The sequence below is a fragment of the Bradyrhizobium sp. Arg237L genome (assembly GCF_029990105.1).
In the GTDB taxonomy this organism is placed as follows: Bacteria; Pseudomonadota; Alphaproteobacteria; order Rhizobiales; family Xanthobacteraceae; genus Bradyrhizobium.
The window spans coordinates 97,619-112,275 of the sequence record NZ_JAQMIL010000024.1; the positions used below are offsets into that span (position 1 = coordinate 97,619).

General features: G+C 63.9%; 13 protein-coding genes. 4 read left to right on the top strand and 9 right to left on the bottom strand.

From position 1 onward, the window contains the following. Window positions 1-142 precede the first annotated feature (142 nt). Window positions 143-1,567 carry a glutamate--tRNA ligase gene (gene gltX, locus OZ411_RS17055; protein WP_282528886.1) on the bottom strand — a complete coding sequence of 475 codons (1,425 nt, stop codon included), beginning with the start codon at window positions 1,565-1,567 and terminating at the stop codon, window positions 143-145. A gap of 223 nt (window positions 1,568-1,790) precedes the next feature. Between gltX and OZ411_RS17060 the strand changes: the two genes are divergently transcribed. Next, window positions 1,791-3,488, top strand: a complete 1,698-nt coding sequence (locus OZ411_RS17060) for a glutamine--tRNA ligase/YqeY domain fusion protein (protein ID WP_282528887.1) — start codon at window positions 1,791-1,793, stop codon at window positions 3,486-3,488. Window positions 3,489-3,499: 11 nt separating this feature from the next. Beyond that, entirely contained in the window at window positions 3,500-3,892 is a 393-nt protein-coding gene (locus OZ411_RS17065) for a nuclear transport factor 2 family protein (RefSeq protein ID WP_130577975.1), read from the top strand. 29 nt (window positions 3,893-3,921) lie between these two features. Here the strand turns inward: OZ411_RS17065 and glnA are convergent, their stop codons facing one another. Together glnA and OZ411_RS17075 are read right to left on the bottom strand one after the other, a co-directional pair. Further along, entirely contained in the window at window positions 3,922-5,352 is a 1,431-nt protein-coding gene (gene glnA / locus OZ411_RS17070) for a type I glutamate--ammonia ligase (protein ID WP_282528888.1), read from the bottom strand. 116 nt (window positions 5,353-5,468) lie between these two features. Continuing rightward, window positions 5,469-5,651 (bottom strand): hypothetical protein, encoded by a 183-nt coding sequence (locus tag OZ411_RS17075; RefSeq protein ID WP_165421039.1) that lies wholly within the window; start codon window positions 5,649-5,651, stop codon window positions 5,469-5,471. A gap of 247 nt (window positions 5,652-5,898) precedes the next feature. Here OZ411_RS17075 and OZ411_RS17080 point away from each other — a divergent pair, with 247 nt between their 5' ends. After that, window positions 5,899-6,261, top strand: coding sequence for an SPW repeat protein (locus OZ411_RS17080; protein ID WP_165421042.1), 363 nt, complete (start codon window positions 5,899-5,901; stop codon window positions 6,259-6,261). 105 nt (window positions 6,262-6,366) lie between these two features. On the opposite strand, the gene OZ411_RS17085 is transcribed toward OZ411_RS17080, so the two are convergent. After that, complete coding sequence (locus tag OZ411_RS17085; RefSeq protein WP_130577942.1) at window positions 6,367-7,695, bottom strand: MFS transporter; 1,329 nt, start codon at window positions 7,693-7,695, stop codon at window positions 6,367-6,369. A 402-nt stretch (window positions 7,696-8,097) separates the two neighbouring features. Here OZ411_RS17085 and OZ411_RS17090 point away from each other — a divergent pair, with 402 nt between their 5' ends. Then, complete coding sequence (locus tag OZ411_RS17090; RefSeq protein WP_282528889.1) at window positions 8,098-10,386, top strand: ComEC/Rec2 family competence protein; 2,289 nt, start codon at window positions 8,098-8,100, stop codon at window positions 10,384-10,386. Window positions 10,387-10,395: 9 nt separating this feature from the next. On the opposite strand, the gene OZ411_RS17095 is transcribed toward OZ411_RS17090, so the two are convergent. The 5 genes from OZ411_RS17095 to OZ411_RS17115 all read right to left on the bottom strand — a co-directional run bounded on the left by OZ411_RS17095 (window position 10,396) and on the right by OZ411_RS17115 (window position 14,245). Next, window positions 10,396-10,581 carry a hypothetical protein gene (locus tag OZ411_RS17095; protein ID WP_245476776.1) on the bottom strand — a complete coding sequence of 62 codons (186 nt, stop codon included), beginning with the start codon at window positions 10,579-10,581 and terminating at the stop codon, window positions 10,396-10,398. Window positions 10,582-10,770: 189 nt separating this feature from the next. Continuing rightward, the gene (locus OZ411_RS17100; RefSeq protein WP_130583616.1) at window positions 10,771-11,196 is read right to left on the bottom strand and encodes a hypothetical protein; all 426 of its coding nucleotides are present in this window, start codon (window positions 11,194-11,196) and stop codon (window positions 10,771-10,773) included. A 295-nt stretch (window positions 11,197-11,491) separates the two neighbouring features. Further along, window positions 11,492-12,193: a transcriptional repressor LexA gene (lexA, locus tag OZ411_RS17105; protein WP_130583617.1), complete on the bottom strand. Its 702-nt coding sequence runs from the start codon at window positions 12,191-12,193 to the stop codon at window positions 11,492-11,494. Window positions 12,194-12,394: 201 nt separating this feature from the next. After that, window positions 12,395-13,606 carry a gephyrin-like molybdotransferase Glp gene (gene glp, locus OZ411_RS17110; protein ID WP_282528890.1) on the bottom strand — a complete coding sequence of 404 codons (1,212 nt, stop codon included), beginning with the start codon at window positions 13,604-13,606 and terminating at the stop codon, window positions 12,395-12,397. 9 nt (window positions 13,607-13,615) lie between these two features. Further along, window positions 13,616-14,245: an HAD-IA family hydrolase gene (locus OZ411_RS17115; RefSeq protein ID WP_130583619.1), complete on the bottom strand. Its 630-nt coding sequence runs from the start codon at window positions 14,243-14,245 to the stop codon at window positions 13,616-13,618. Window positions 14,246-14,657 lie beyond the last annotated feature (412 nt).

A 14,657-nucleotide genomic window follows, 5' to 3' on the forward strand; every position in this document is an offset into this window, starting at 1 on the left:
TTGTTGCGAAAATCGAACCTGCCCGAGTTGCTATTTTACGGCGGATGTCGGGACAAGCCGGATTGTCTAGAAGGCCTCGCCAGATGCGTAGCTTATTGCCCTGTGCGCTGCAAGGTGGACCCTTGGAGGGGCATGGCAGGGCTTACACAGCCGACTGATCGCGCAGGCGGGCAAGACTTTCCTCCCGCCCCAATACCGCCAGGACATCGAAAATACCCGGTGAGGTGGTGCGTCCCGTCAATGCCACCCGGAGCGGCTGGGCGACGGCGCCGAGCTTGAGATTGTTCTGCTCCGCGAAATTCCGCATGGCGGCTTCCGTGGTCTCCAGCCGCCAGTCAGTGACCGTCTCCAGTGCCGCGCGAAGCTTCCCGATCAGCGCGCGCGTTTCTGGCGTCAGCAGCGCGGCGGCTTTTGGTTCGATCTCGATCGGCCGGTCGGCGAAAATGAAAGACGCGCCCGCGATCAATTCGATCAGCGTCTTGGCGCGCTCCTTCAGACTCGGCATCGCCCGCAGCAATTGCGCGCGCGTCGTGTCGTTGAGCTTGGCTTTGATGGCGGCGCCATCGGGAACGTAGTCCAGCACGCTCTCGAACTGAGTCACGAGAGATTGATCGTCGCTGTGCCGGATATAGTGGCCGTTGAGATTCTCCAGCTTGGCGAAGTCGAACCGCGCCGCCGAACGGCCGATCGCCGGCAGGTCGAATGCCTCGATCATCTCCTGCGTGGAGAATATCTCCTGGTCGCCGTGGCTCCAGCCGAGCCGGACCAGGTAGTTGCGCAGCGCCGCCGGCAGGTAGCCCATCGCCCGGTAGGCATCGACGCCGAGCGCGCCGTGGCGCTTGGAGAGCTTTGAGCCGTCGGGGCCATGGATCAGCGGGATATGGGACATGCTGGGGATGTTCCACTCCAGCGCATCGTAGATCTGCTTCTGGCGCGCGGCGTTGATCAGGTGATCGTCGCCGCGGATCACATGGGTGACGCCCATGTCGTGATCGTCGACCACCACCGCGAGCATGTAGGTCGGCGTGCCGTCACCGCGGAGCAGGACGAGGTCGTCGAGGTTCTCGTTCTGCCAGACCACGCGGCCCTGGACCTGATCCTCGATCACGGTCTCGCCGGTCAGGGGCGCCTTGAGCCGGATTGTGGGTTTCATGCCGGGCGGCGCGCCGGCCGGATCACGGTCGCGCCACATTCCGTCGTAGAGGCGGGTGCGGCCCTCGGCGCGCGCTTTCTCGCGCATGGCGGCAAGTTCCTCTGAAGTCGCGTAGCAGCGATAGGCCCGCCCGGCGGCGAGCAACTGCTCGGCGACCTCGCGGTGGCGGGCGGCGCGGCTGAACTGGTAGATGACCTCGCCGTCCCAATTGAGCTCGAGCCAGGTCAGGCCGTCCAGGATGGCGTCGATCGCCTCCTTGGTGGAGCGCTCGCGGTCGGTGTCCTCGATCCGGAGCAACATCTTGCCGCCGTGCTTCCTGGCATAGAGCCAGTTGAACAGCGCGGTGCGGGCACCCCCGATATGGAGGAAGCCGGTCGGCGAGGGGGCGAAGCGTGTGACGACGGAATCAGACATGACCGGATGCGGGCTCGGGCTTGAACGGCGCTGGTGTATAGCAGGAACAACGCATAACTAAAGCCTTTGGCATTACTAAAGGCTTGGGCTGTGTGAAAGCAGCCTCGAAAGCGGGCTTGGCGGGCCGGGGCGAATTTGGCAGAAGGGCGGCTGATCCCTTTTTTGAGCATGATCTTTCGGGAAGGCGGCTTCCGGTTTTCCGGACCATGCATAGGAACCCTCGATGACGACAGAACCAGTGGCGGCAGAAACGGTGGCGGCGGAGACCGGACGCGATTTCATTCGCGACATCGTCCAGGCTGACCTCGCTGCACAGAAGCACAGCCACGTCGTGACGCGCTTCCCGCCGGAGCCGAACGGCTACCTGCATATCGGCCACGCCAAGTCGATCGCACTCAACTTCGGCATCGCGCAGGAGTTTCCCGGCCACTGCAACCTGCGCTTCGACGACACCAATCCGACCAAGGAAGAGCAGGAATATATCGACGCGATCCAGGCCGACGTGCGCTGGCTCGGCTACGACTGGGGCGACAATCTCTATTTTGCCTCCGACTATTTCGAGCGCCTCTACGAATGGGCCGAAAGCCTCATCAAGCAGGGTGACGCCTATGTCGACGACCAGAGCCAGGAGGAGATCCGCCTCTCGCGCGGCACGCTGACCGAGCCCGGCAAGAACTCGCCCTATCGCGACCGCCCGGTGGAGGAGAACCTCGACCTGTTCCGCCGCATGAAGGCCGGCGAGTTCCCGAACGGCGCGCGGGTGCTGCGGGCCAAGATCGACATGGCCTCGGGGAACATCAACATGCGCGACCCGGTGCTGTACCGGATCCTGCACGCGCACCATCCGCGCACCGGCGACAAATGGTCGATCTATCCGAGCTACGACTATGCCCACGGCCAGTCGGACGCGATCGAGGGCATCACGCACTCACTCTGCACCCTTGAGTTCGAGGATCATCGGCCGCTCTATGAATGGCTGCTCGACAAGCTGCCGGTGCCGTCCAAGCCCAGGCAGTACGAATTTGCGCGCCTGAACCTGACCTACACGCTGCTCTCCAAGCGCGTGCTGACCCAGCTCGTGCGCGAGGGCCATGTCGCCGCCTGGGATGATCCGCGCATGCCCACCATTGCAGGCTTGAAGCGGCGCGGCGTGCCGCCGGCGGCGATCCGCGAGTTCATCAAGCGGATCGGCGTGGCCAAGTCCAACAGCGTCGTCGACGTCGGCATGCTCGAGTTCTGCATCCGCGAGGAGCTGAACCGCACCGCCCTCCGGCGCATGGCAGTGCTGCGGCCGCTCAAGGTCGTGATCGAGAACTATCCGGAAGGGCAGGTCGAGGAGATCGAGGCGATCAACCACCCCGACGATCCCGCAGCCGGCACCCGCAAGATCGCCTTCGGCCGCGAGCTCTATATCGAGCGCGACGACTTCATGGAGAACCCGCCGAAGAAATTCTTCCGCCTCTCGCCGGGCACTGAAGTGCGGCTGCGCTACGCCTATTTCATCAAGTGCACCGGCGTCATCAAGAACGACGCCGGCGAGATCGTCGAGCTGCGCTGCACCTATGATCCCGCGACCAAGGGCGGCAACGCGCCCGACGGCCGCAAGGTGAAGGCGACCATGCACTGGCTGCCGGCGGCGCAGTCGAAGCCGGCCGAGATCCGCATCTACAACCAGCTCTTCGCGACGCCCAGTCCGGACGCCGGCAATTTCGCCGCCGATCTCAATCCGCAGTCCCTGGAAGTGCTGACGGACGCGCGCATCGAGCCGGCGATCGCCGAGAGCAATTCGAACGAGGTGATGCAGTTCGAGCGCCAGGGCTATTTCGTTCGCGACCCCGACTCGACGGCGGACAAGCCGGTGTTCAACCGCACCATCGGCCTGCGCGACACCTTCGCCAAGGAAGTCGGCGGCAAGAGCTAGAGGTGGGCGAGATGCACGGCGAAGCCGACGACATCGTTTCCACCATCATGGCAAAATGGTCCACCGGCTTCAGCAGGCTGGATGCCGCAGCACTCGCTTCGCTCTATTCGGAGGGCGCGTTCTTCTTCGGCTCCAATCCGACACTCTATCGTGGCAGGGAAGGGGTTTCGGCCTACTTCAACGGCCTGCCGCGATGGCGCTCTCCGACCGTTCAGTTTTCCGACGTGCGCGCGGCGCAGGTCACCCCGAACGTGATCAACATGGCCGGCACGGCGTCATTCTTCCTGGGCGACGGCGAACCGCCGCTCTCGGTGAAGATTACCTGGGTGATCGTCCGCGAAGACGGCGACTGGAAAATCGTCAGCCATCACGTCTCGTCGAAAGCGCCGCTGATTGACCGCTAGGCCGCTCATTCCGTCAGCGGTGGTCGTCGCTAGATGTCGTAATAGAGGTGGAACTCGTAAGGATGAGGGCGTAGCCGGATCGGATCGATCTCTTTCTTCCGCTTGTAGTCGAGCCAGGTTTCGATCACGTCGGCGGTGAAGACGTCGCCACGGAGCAGGAAGGCGTGATCGCGCTCGAGCGCATCGAGTGCCTGATCCAGCGACCCGGGTGTGGACTTCACATCCTTGGCCTCGGCGGGCGGCAGGTCATAGAGGTTCTTGTCGATCGGGCTGCCCGGGTCGATCCGGTTGTTGATGCCGTCAAGGCCGGCCATCAGCATCGCGGAGAAGGCCAAATAGGGATTGCAGGAAGGATCCGGCGAGCGGAACTCGACGCGCTTGGCCTTCGGGTTCGGCGAATACATCGGAATGCGGCAGCAGGCCGAGCGGTTGCGCTGGGAGTAGACCAGATTGATCGGAGCCTCATAGCCCGGCACCAGGCGCCGATAGGAGTTCGTGGTCGGGGCGCACAGCCCGCACAGCGCCCAGGCGTGGGTCAGGAGACCGCCGATATAATAGCGGGCAAGCTGGCTCAACTCGGCATAGTCGCCCCTGTCGTAGAACAGATTGGTCTCGCCCTTCCACAGCGACTGGTGAACGTGCATCCCTGAAGCATTGTCCTCGAACAGCGGTTTGGGCATGAACGTCGCGGTCATGCCATGCTGCTTTGCGGTGTTCTTCACCACGTATTTGTAGATCATCAGATTGTCCGCCATGCGCGTGAGCGTGGTGAAGCGCATGTCGATCTCGTTCTGGCCGCCGGTCGCGACTTCATGGTGATGGGCTTCGATCTGGATGCCGAGTTCTTCCATTGTCAGCACCATGTCGGTGCGGAGATCCTGCATGCTGTCGGTTGGGGGAACGGGAAAGTATCCCTCTTTCGGGCGCGGCTTGTGGCCCAGATTCGGCACTTCTTCCTTGCCTGTGTTCCAACTGCCTTCCCCAGAATCGATTTCGTGGAAGGCGTAATTGATGCCCTGTCCGTAGCGGACGTCGTCGAACACGAAGAACTCCGCCTCCGGACCGAAGTAGCTCGTCTCGGCGCGCCCGGTGCCCTTTAGATGGGTCTCAGCCTTCTGCGCGATGTAGCGGGCATCCCGGCTATAGGATTGACCGGTCACGGGATCGCGGATGTTGCAGATCAGGACCAGGGTCGATGCCAGCGAATACGGGTCGAGGAAGGCCGTGGTCGGGTCCGCGACGACCAGCATGTCGCTTTCCTGGATCTCCTGAAAGCCGCGGATCGATGAGCCGTCGAATCCGATGCCCTCGCTGAGAGCATCGATACTTGCCGCGCTCGGCGGGACGGAAAAATGCTGCCACACCCCCGGCAGGTCAGTGAAGCGCAGGTCGATCATCTGCACCTTCTCATCCGCGATCGCCTTTACGAGATCTTCGGCTGTCGTACATTTGGGAAACATGGCTTCGCTCCTGTCATGGAGAGCCGGTCATTAGAGATCACGCTGTCGCTCCGCCGCGACCAAGAACGGTTTGCGACGAATTCTGCTCCACCTTCTCGGTCGCCGCACCGGCACCCTCAGCTTTGGTGCGGCCCGCGCATCAGCTTCATGGCGTCTTCGATATGCCGCCAGGTCTTGGCGAGTTCGACGTCGCCCTTTGCTTCGAGCTCGATGGCGTTCTGGGCAGCCTCCGCAATGGCCTTGGCGCCATGTGCTTCCAAGAGCTGCCGCGCATAATCGTGGATTTCGATTTCTCGCATGGCGTCATGCTCCTCTCCTTCCGGGCGCAACCGTGAAATTCCAGTCGGGCCGAGAGCCGTAGACGTTGACACCTGGTTAAGCGCAGCAGTGTGCATCCTGCTGCGGCGCACTTGCAAGAGTGCTTTCCGCGTGATGGGCGGCCGGGAAGCGGCTCCGGAACACGGGCAGCGGCAACACAACGCAGGTCGGGCGGATGTCTTTCCAGTGCCGCTTCACCATATCCATGGGAGAGGGGAGGTGAGCGTCATGCGCATTCAACACTGGCAGGACGTTGCCAGCTTGTTGGTGGGTGTATGGCTGGTCGTGTCGCCCTTTGCCCTGGGCTTCGGCGGGGCGGCCGTCTGGATAACCATCGCGCTTGGGTTGGCTGTCATCCTGTTTGCCATCGAGGCATTTGTCATTCCATCCTATCTGGAGGAATGGGGCGAGATGCTCCTCGGACTGGCTCTGTTGCTGGCACCTTGGACGGTCGGCTACGAGCACGTCTCGGCGACGGTAAGCAGCATGCTATCGGGCATATTGGTGATCTTGTTCGCTGGCTGGGAGCTGGTGACCGATCGTGATTTCACCACCTGGTGGCACGATCGCTGGCATCACCGCGCCGGCTGAGAACGGAGTCGAACGGGCCTTGCACCGACCGCCATCTGGTGGCGGCCGGGGGGCGGGAATTGTGCGGAGCGCAGGGCTTCACGGCCCCGCACCAAGGCTATTCGATCACGACGCTGTCTTAGGCTCTATCGGTTGCCAGATGCTGATCTTGCGTGTCTCGGGCATCAGGAAAACGGCGAGCACGAAGCAGACCGCGGGAACTACGATCGGATAGATCAGCGCGTAGCCGACGCTGCCGGTGGCGGCGAAAGCCGCCGAGGTAATGAACGGCACCAGGCCGCCGCCCCAGCCGTTGCCGATGTGATACGGCACCGATACCGATGTGTAGCGGATCCTGCTGGGGAAGAATTCGGCCAGGAACGCGCCGACCGGCCCGTACACCATCCCGACGTAACAGACGAGGATGAAGATGATGAAGACTGCGATCGGATAGTTGATGTTTCCGGGCTGCGTGACCGTTCCGAGCCACAGATACAGCGGATAGTAGGTGATCGCGGCAAGCAGCATGCCTCCCAGGATCACCGGCTTGCGGCCGATCAGGTCCGACAGCCAGCCAAAGAAGATCAGGCTCGGCGTCGCAAGTAGCAGCGCGGCCCCGACGATGTAGGCCGAGGTCAGAGCGTCCACCTTGGAGACCTGCTGCAGGAAGTACAGCGCCCAGAACTGTCCGCTGTACCAGACTACGCCCTGTCCGATCAGGACGATGATGGCGATTCCGATGTATTTGATGTTCGAGCTAAGGAACGCTTCCTTCCAGGGGTTCCTGGTCATCTGCCCACGGGCCTTGATCTCCTGGAAGATCGGCGTCTCCTGGAGCTGGAGGCGGATGTAGATGGCGATGGCCACCAGCAGGAATGAGAGCAGGAACGGAACGCGCCATCCCCATTCGTTGAAGGCCTGATCGCCGAAATAGATCCGGGTCAGAATGATCACGGCCAGCGACACCACGATCCCGAGCGTCGGCGAGGTCTGGAGCCAGCCGGTGTAGTAGCCGCGTCTATCGTCGGGCACATGCTCGGCAACATAGGTGATGGCGCCGCCATATTCGCCACCCAGGCACAGGCCCTGGATCATGCGTAGCCCGAACAGCACGAACGCGGCGGTGAGACCGATCGACTGATAGGTCGGGATCAGGCCGATCGCGCCCGTTCCCAGTCCCATTCCGGTGAGCGTGATGAGAAACGTATATTTGCGGCCGACCCGGTCGCCCATCCATCCAAAGAGGAATGCTCCGAGCGGACGGATCAGGAATCCTGCAGTGAACAGGGCGATCGTGCTCAGCAGGGCTGCGACGGGGTGGGATTGTTCGAAGAACTTGACCGACAGAACGGCGGCCAGGCTGCCAAAGATATAGAAGTCATACCATTCGATGATGTTTCCGACCGACGCGGCAACAATCACGCGGCGAAAATCGCTCGGTACCTGAATTGCCATGTGCTGCTCCCATTAGTTCAATGACTTCTCCTCGCGTTTTTCAGCGCTCTATTCGCTCGCGGAGTACGCGTGATGCGCGACGCTACAGGCTTGATTTGCAAGTTGCGTCCGCAACGCCGGTCTCAGGGAAGCCTTGAACCACCTGAGAAGGGCTCCAGCGGTCTTCGAACCGCGAGCCACCACTGCCTCATCCCGTCTGTCCGGGCGGAGGCGCAGCCACAGTCTAATCCTCAATGGGACTGCGGCCTTATGAGACTTTCGGCGCAGTCGGGTTTGAAGCCGGCTGAAGAGCCAGCGCTAGGATTGGGAGCGCCACCGGCACGACGTTCGCATCTGTTCCGCTATCCCGTGGATACCTGCTTCCGGTAGCTTTGCGGAAACAGGGGTAGTCCAGGGCGCAGGATGTCGGACGAGGGCAGGACGCCGGGCGGCAGGCGCGGCTATGCCGGCACCTGGCCGCCGCGCGAGGCGGTGGCGCCGACGGGTGGGTATGCCCCGATCGGCGTCGGCGCCTGGCCGCCAATCGTCGAGACGTTGCGCCAGTGGGCCCGCCCCGAAGCGGGCGCCGGACGGCTTCTGCCCTGGGTGCCGGTCGCGTTCGGCAGCGGCATCGCGCTCTACTTCGCCGCCGACCATGAGCCGGTGCTGTCGGTCGCGGTCATCGTCGCGATCGCGCTGTGCGCTGTCGCGTTCCTGCTCAGGCGAGGGCGGGCGTTCGCTGTCGCCGTCATGATTGCCGCCGTTGCGGGGGGTTTTGCCGTTGCCACCTGGCGAACCGCGCGGGTCGCGCATGGCGTGCTGGCGCGGCCGATGTTCTCGGTGTCACTCACCGGATTTGTCGAGACGCGTGACATCCGCGAGCGCACCGACCGTTTCGTGCTGCGCGTCGCAAGCATCGAAAGCCAGCGCGGCGCGCCGAAACTTGAGCGCGTTCGGCTGTCGGTGAAGAAGGGCACTGCCCCCGAAGTCGGCAGCTTCGTCGAATTGAAGGCGCGGCTGCAGCCGCCGCTCGCTCCTCTGCGGCCCGGGAGCTACGATTTTGGCCGCGATCTCTATTTCCAGGGCATCGGCGCGTCCGGTTTCGTACTCGGCGCCATCAAGACGACCGCGCCGCCGGAAGGCCGCGGATTTACGCTGCGCTATGCGGCCTTCATGCAGGGCATGCGCGATGCGATCGATGCGCGGATCCGCAACGTGCTCGAAGGCGACAATCGCGCGATCGCGACCGCACTCCTGACCGGCCGGCGCGATGCCATCTCCGAGCCGGTGAATGATGCGATGTTCATCTCGGGGCTCGGGCACGTGCTCTCGATCTCGGGCTACCACATGGCCGTGGTGGCCGGCGTGGTCTTCTTCGCGGTCCGCGCGTTGCTTGCGCTGTTTCCGGTGCTCACCGTGGGCTTTCCGATCAAGAAATGGTCTGCCGCGGCGGCGCTCGTGGCGGCCGCCTTCTATCTTCTGCTGTCGGGTGCGGAGGTCGCGACGCAGCGCTCGTTCCTCATGACCGCAGTGGTGCTGATCGCCGTCATGGTCGACCGCCGCGCGGTGACGTTCCGGACGCTCGCGGTCGCGGCCATGATCGTGCTCGCGATCGCGCCGGAGGCGCTGGTACATCCAAGCTTCCAGATGTCGTTTGCGGCGACGCTCGGGCTGGTGGCGCTGGTGCAGATCGGCATGCCGCATCTGTTCGCCGCGCCAGACCATTCCACAACCGCGCGGATCGCGCTGTGGGGCGGGCGTGAGGTCGCGATGCTGCTGCTGGCGTCGTTGGTGGCGGGGCTGGCGACCACGCCCTATGCCGCCTTTCACTTCCACCGGGTGGCGCCCTTTGGCGTGCTCGCCAACCTCGCGGCGATGCCGGTGGTGTCGGCGCTGGTGATGCCGGCCGGGCTGCTTGGCCTGCTGGCGATGCCGTTCGGTTTCGACGGTGTGTTCTGGGCGATCATGGGCACTGGAATCGATTGGATGATCGTGGTCGCGCAGGGGGTCGCCGCGCTGCCGGGCGCGGTCGGCCACGTCAGTGCGTTCGGGATCGGCCCGCTGATCGCCGCGAGCCTGGGCGTCATCCTGCTCGGGCTGTTGCGCACGCCGCTGCGCTTCGTCGGCGCGGCGGTGCTTCTCATTGCGGTGGTCTGGGCGGTGAGGGCGCCGCAACCGGACATTCTGATTTCCGGCGACGGCCGCAATGTCGCCGTCCGCGGCGGTGACGGGCGGCTGCACCTGATGCGGACTGCGAAGGATGCGTTTCTCGCCAAGGAGTGGCTGGCCGCGGATGCCGATGCCCGCAGCGCGGGCGATCCGTCGCTGACGGAGGGCGTGTCCTGCGATGAGAGCGGCTGCGTGACCTCTGCGGCCGGTGGCGCGTTCATCGCGCTCACCCAGCGATCCGAGGCGCTCGCGGACGATTGCGAGCGGGCGGTGCTGATCGTGACCGCACGGCCGGTGCCGCCAGGCTGCGCGGCGGCGGTCATCGATGCCGAGCGGCTGCGGCGGCAGGGCGGGCTGGCGCTAAGGCGGAACCGGAACGGCTTCGTCATCGACGCGGTCAGGCCCGCCGGCCTCGACCGGCCGTGGTCGCCTGCGATGTCAGGCGAAGGCGAACCCGAGACCACGATCCGGATCCAGGGGGCACCCGTGCCGCGCGCCATCGATGCGACCCCGTCCGAATCCGACCTGCAGTCGGACGACTGAGCGCCCCCTTCAATCACCGCCGGCGTTGGCCGCTAGCTCGAAGGCGCCGAGCCGAAATTCATCCGGATCGCCCGAATGCGACGGCATTTGCACGAGCGTAAAGGTCGCATCCGGAAATCGCTCCCAGATCGCGAGATCTTCCGCTGCGACGGTGAGCCAGCCGAACCTGAACATGTATCGGCCGGGCTCAGCCACTCGTCCGGCTCTTTGCCATGTGATCTTGGTGACCACCGATCACGCCCCCTTGGCGAATAAAGCATCCGTTCCAACACAAAATCACATGCGCCCCCGGATGGCCTCCGGGGCCGCTCAAAACACTTTGCTTGTCACTCGCGGCAACGCTCCGCCGGCCGAGACCGGCGGCGCACGCTGCCCGAAGCTGTCTCAGCCGATGAACAGCGGGTTCGGCGCGGGGCGCTGCTCGACCGCCTTCGGTGCCGGCTCTGCAACATGATGCGTCACTGGCAATTGCAGCACGGTCGCCCGCTGCCCTTCGCAGAGCTGGGTCACCAGCACATGGCTGCCATCGGGAAACTCGATCGCGTCGTGATGACGATCCCGAATATGCGGATCGATCTGGTTGAACTTGCCGACGCGGAAGCCGGTCGTCTTGGTCCAGATCCAGCGATTGTCGTAACGGACGTTATCGGCGAACGCGAGTTCGGTCCCGGGAAGCATGCAGACTGCGACCGTCGGATCGCTTTCCGAAGCGAAGCCGCGGGTCGAAGTGCCGCGGAAGGTGGTGGTGATAAGCGTCTCTCCAACCTGGGCGGGACGCGTCGCCACGGCATGCAGGCTATAGTCACACATCGGATTGCTCCTCATTCGAGATAGCCGACCCGTGCCTGGGAAGAGGCGCAGGCCTCTATCAGAGTGGACGATAACTTATAAGCCTCTGCTTCGTTCTTGGCATTTGTACGGCCCGCGCCTTCGGTCCGTTCACAAACACGATAGCGAGACGCTGCCGCACATCACCTTGCACCGAAGTGCCCCGGCGAATTTACCGGGGCTTTCATTCTAATCATTCTAAGTCGTTCTTGTCATCGCCCTCTAGGGCAGAGCACCCACCTAAGTACCCAGACGGGGCTGCTGCGTCCTGGTCGTCTCAGTACTTGCGATAAAGCCCGATCAGCTTGCCCTGGATCCGCACCCGGTTCGGCGGCAGGATGCGGACTTCGTAGGCCGCATTGGCAGGCTCCAGCGCAATCGAGGCGCCGCGGCGACGGAAACGCTTCAGCGTGGCCTCTTCCTCATCGATCAGCGCCACCACGATGTCGCCGGTGTTGGCGGTTTCGTTGCGCTGGATCAGCGCCATGTCGCCGTCGAGGATGCCGGCCTCCACCATGGAATCGCCGCGCACCTCGAGCGCATAGTGCTCACCGGAGCCGAGCATGTCGGGCGGCACGCTGATGGTGTGGCTGCGGGTCTGCAGCGCCTCGATCGGCGTACCCGCCGCGATCCGGCCCATCACGGGAACAGCGACGGGACGGTTGCCATCGTCTTCGGCCACGGCCGCGCTGGTCGTGCGCTTGCCGAGCGTGCCCTCGATGACGCTCGGCGTGAAGCCGCGGCGGCCGTTGCCGGCGGCGGAGAGCTCGGGCAGTTTGATCACCTCGATCGCGCGGGCGCGGTTCGGCAGGCGACGGATGAAGCCCCGTTCCTCCAGCGCCGTGATCAGGCGGTGGATGCCGGACTTCGAGCGCAGGTCGAGCGCGTCCTTCATCTCATCGAACGAAGGAGGCACGCCGGCCTCTTTCAGCCGTTCGTTGATGAAACGCAGAAGTTCATACTGTTTGCGCGTAAGCATCGCGAGCATTCCCCCGGTTGGTAGCGTCGTTCGATCCGAGACTTGAGAAGAGCTGATCTCGGGAGTAACGCACTCCCATTCGTAGACAGCGAGTTTCGAAACAAATCATGAACGGACACTATATGTTCGATATGTGTTCCGCAACCACTTAATTTCTGGTGAACGCGATCAGAGATGCTTCAGTAGGTGCTGGTCGCGGCGTCATTCAGGCAATCGGAGAATGTCGCAAGGCGCGCCTTTTGCTGCGGCCGGCGCGAATGGCGGACGGATCACAAGTGCCTGCGCCGCAGTGAGATTCCCAAGCAGCGAACTGTCCTGCTTGGTGACCGGCGTTGCGATCAGCGTGCCGTCGTCGCGCTCTTCGAGAAGCGCGCGAAGATAATCTTCGCGCTGATCGTTGGCGGCGAGATCGCGGCCGAGCAGGGCGCTTTCGCTGACGTGATGAACAGCCGAGCGGCCGAGGAGGGCCCGAATCAACGGCACCAGGAACAGGTAGGCGCAGACATAGGACGACACCGGATTGCCGGGTAGGCCGATCACTCGCATCGTGCCGAGTCGGCCATGCATCATCGGCTTGCCGGGCCGCATCGCGATCTTCCAGAACGCCATGGTGACGCCCTCGGCCTCGAGCGACGGCTTTACGAGGTCGTGGTCGCCGACCGAGGCGCCGCCGGTGGTGATGAGGATGTCGGCGCCCGCGGCATGCGCGCGGCGGATGCCCTCGGTGGTGGCGGCAACCGTGTCGGCGGCGACCCCCAGATCGATCGCTTCAGCGCCTTCCGCGCGCGCCAGCGCCCGCAGCGCATAGCCGTTGGAATAGACGATCTGGCCCGGGCCCGGAGAGGTGCCGGGCATCACCAGTTCGTCGCCGGTCGCGAGCACGGCCACCTTCGGCCGGCGCCGCACGGCGAGTTCCGGATAGTTCATCGACGCCGCCAGCGACAGCGCGCGGTCGGTCAGCCGGCTTCCGCGCCTGAGCAGCACGTCGCCTTCACGGAAATCGACGCCGGCGGGACGGATATGCCGCCCGGCGATGGCAGCTTCGGTGATGGTGATGTGATCGCCATCGACCCGGGTGTCTTCCTGGATCACGACGGCATCGGCGCCGGCGGGAATGACGCCGCCGGTGAAGATCCGTGCCGCTTCCCGCGGACCAAGTTCCCGATCGAACGGCCGGCCCGCGGCGACTTCGCCGATCACCTTCAGCCGCGCGCTGAGATCGGCGGCATCGGCGGATCGCACCGCATAGCCATCCATCGCCGACATCGCCAGTGGCGGCTGAGTACGCTTTGCTGCGACGTCACGGGCGAGCGTGCGGTGATAGGCGGCATCGAGCGCGACCATCTCTTCCGGCAATGGTTCCGCGCCGGCGAGGACCGCGGCTAGCGCATCGGCGACCGGCATCAGGGCCACGGGCAACTCCTAAATTCCGAGCGCGAGAAGCGCGTTCGTCACATCATCTGACGATGTGACGTGAATGGCTGTGAGACCTGCCGCCCGTGCGCCGCGGATGTTCTCGGCGGAATCGTCGAAGAACACGATGCGCGAGGCCGGCGCGCCGATCGCCTTGACGACGTAATCATAGGCTTCCGCGTCGGGTTTCCGTAGCCCGATCGTCGACGAGAAGAAGATCTGGCGGAAGTGGCCGAGCACGTCCGAATAGGCTGTCGAGAAATGCTCGATATGGGGCGGATTGGTGTTCGAGAAAGCATAAAGCGGCAGGCGCGTCTTGGCGCGCGCCAGGTGCGCGGCGATTCCCGGCATCTCGCCGGCGAAGATCGCGTTCCAGCCTTCCAGGAACTGGGCGTCGGAGATGCCGATGCCGAGCGACTGCCGCAGGCTTGCGAAGAAGGCGGCGTCATCGATCTTGCCGACCTCGTGATGTCTGTAACTCTCGTCCATCACAAAGCGGGTGGCGAGCTCGCCGGGCTCGCAGCCGGCATGGCCGGCCCAGGTGGTCATCACCTTGCCGAAATCGATATCGAGCACGACGCGGCCGAGGTCGAACAACAGGACATCGGCGGCGCCGGGGGAGAGGGACGGTTGAGTCATGGCGAGGGCTGTGTACGAAAATCCCAAGGAGGCGGCAATGTCTTCGATTGTAACAACCGGGAACGGTGACACACATACCGCTGTCGTCCCGTCGAAAGACGGGACCCATAACCACAGGCGATTGTTGTGGCGTGAGCAAGCGGTGGTAGCGGAGCGCACTACAAAGGCCTGTGGTTATGGGTCCCGGGTCCCGGCTACGCCAAGGGGCTTCGCCGCGCCGCGCAAGCTCGGGACGACGGGGGGAAAGGTCCGATTCAATTTTCAAACAGCTTGAGGATGCGAGTCCACATTCTCGCGGCGCTTTGCGTCCGAGCTTTGCGTCACTTCCCACCCTCCTCGATATCAGAGGGCGCAGGGAAAGCCGGGTGCCGGTTGCACCCATGGGTCCCGTGCAACAAAAAGCACGGGGGTA

Bases quoted from the DNA above. Each gene is read 5' to 3' on its own strand.
- gltX (WP_282528886.1), bottom strand. From the start codon at position 1,567: ATGTCTGATTCCGTCGTCACACGCTTCGCCCCCTCGCCGACCGGCTTC.
- OZ411_RS17060 (WP_282528887.1), top strand. From the start codon at position 1,791: ATGACGACAGAACCAGTGGCGGCAGAAACGGTGGCGGCGGAGACCGGA.
- OZ411_RS17065 (WP_130577975.1), top strand. From the start codon at position 3,500: ATGCACGGCGAAGCCGACGACATCGTTTCCACCATCATGGCAAAATGG.
- glnA (WP_282528888.1), bottom strand. From the start codon at position 5,352: ATGTTTCCCAAATGTACGACAGCCGAAGATCTCGTAAAGGCGATCGCG.
- OZ411_RS17075 (WP_165421039.1), bottom strand. From the start codon at position 5,651: ATGCGAGAAATCGAAATCCACGATTATGCGCGGCAGCTCTTGGAAGCA.
- OZ411_RS17080 (WP_165421042.1), top strand. From the start codon at position 5,899: ATGCGCATTCAACACTGGCAGGACGTTGCCAGCTTGTTGGTGGGTGTA.
- OZ411_RS17085 (WP_130577942.1), bottom strand. From the start codon at position 7,695: ATGGCAATTCAGGTACCGAGCGATTTTCGCCGCGTGATTGTTGCCGCG.
- OZ411_RS17090 (WP_282528889.1), top strand. From the start codon at position 8,098: ATGTCGGACGAGGGCAGGACGCCGGGCGGCAGGCGCGGCTATGCCGGC.
- OZ411_RS17100 (WP_130583616.1), bottom strand. From the start codon at position 11,196: ATGTGTGACTATAGCCTGCATGCCGTGGCGACGCGTCCCGCCCAGGTT.
- lexA (WP_130583617.1), bottom strand. From the start codon at position 12,193: ATGCTTACGCGCAAACAGTATGAACTTCTGCGTTTCATCAACGAACGG.
- OZ411_RS17115 (WP_130583619.1), bottom strand. From the start codon at position 14,245: ATGACTCAACCGTCCCTCTCCCCCGGCGCCGCCGATGTCCTGTTGTTC.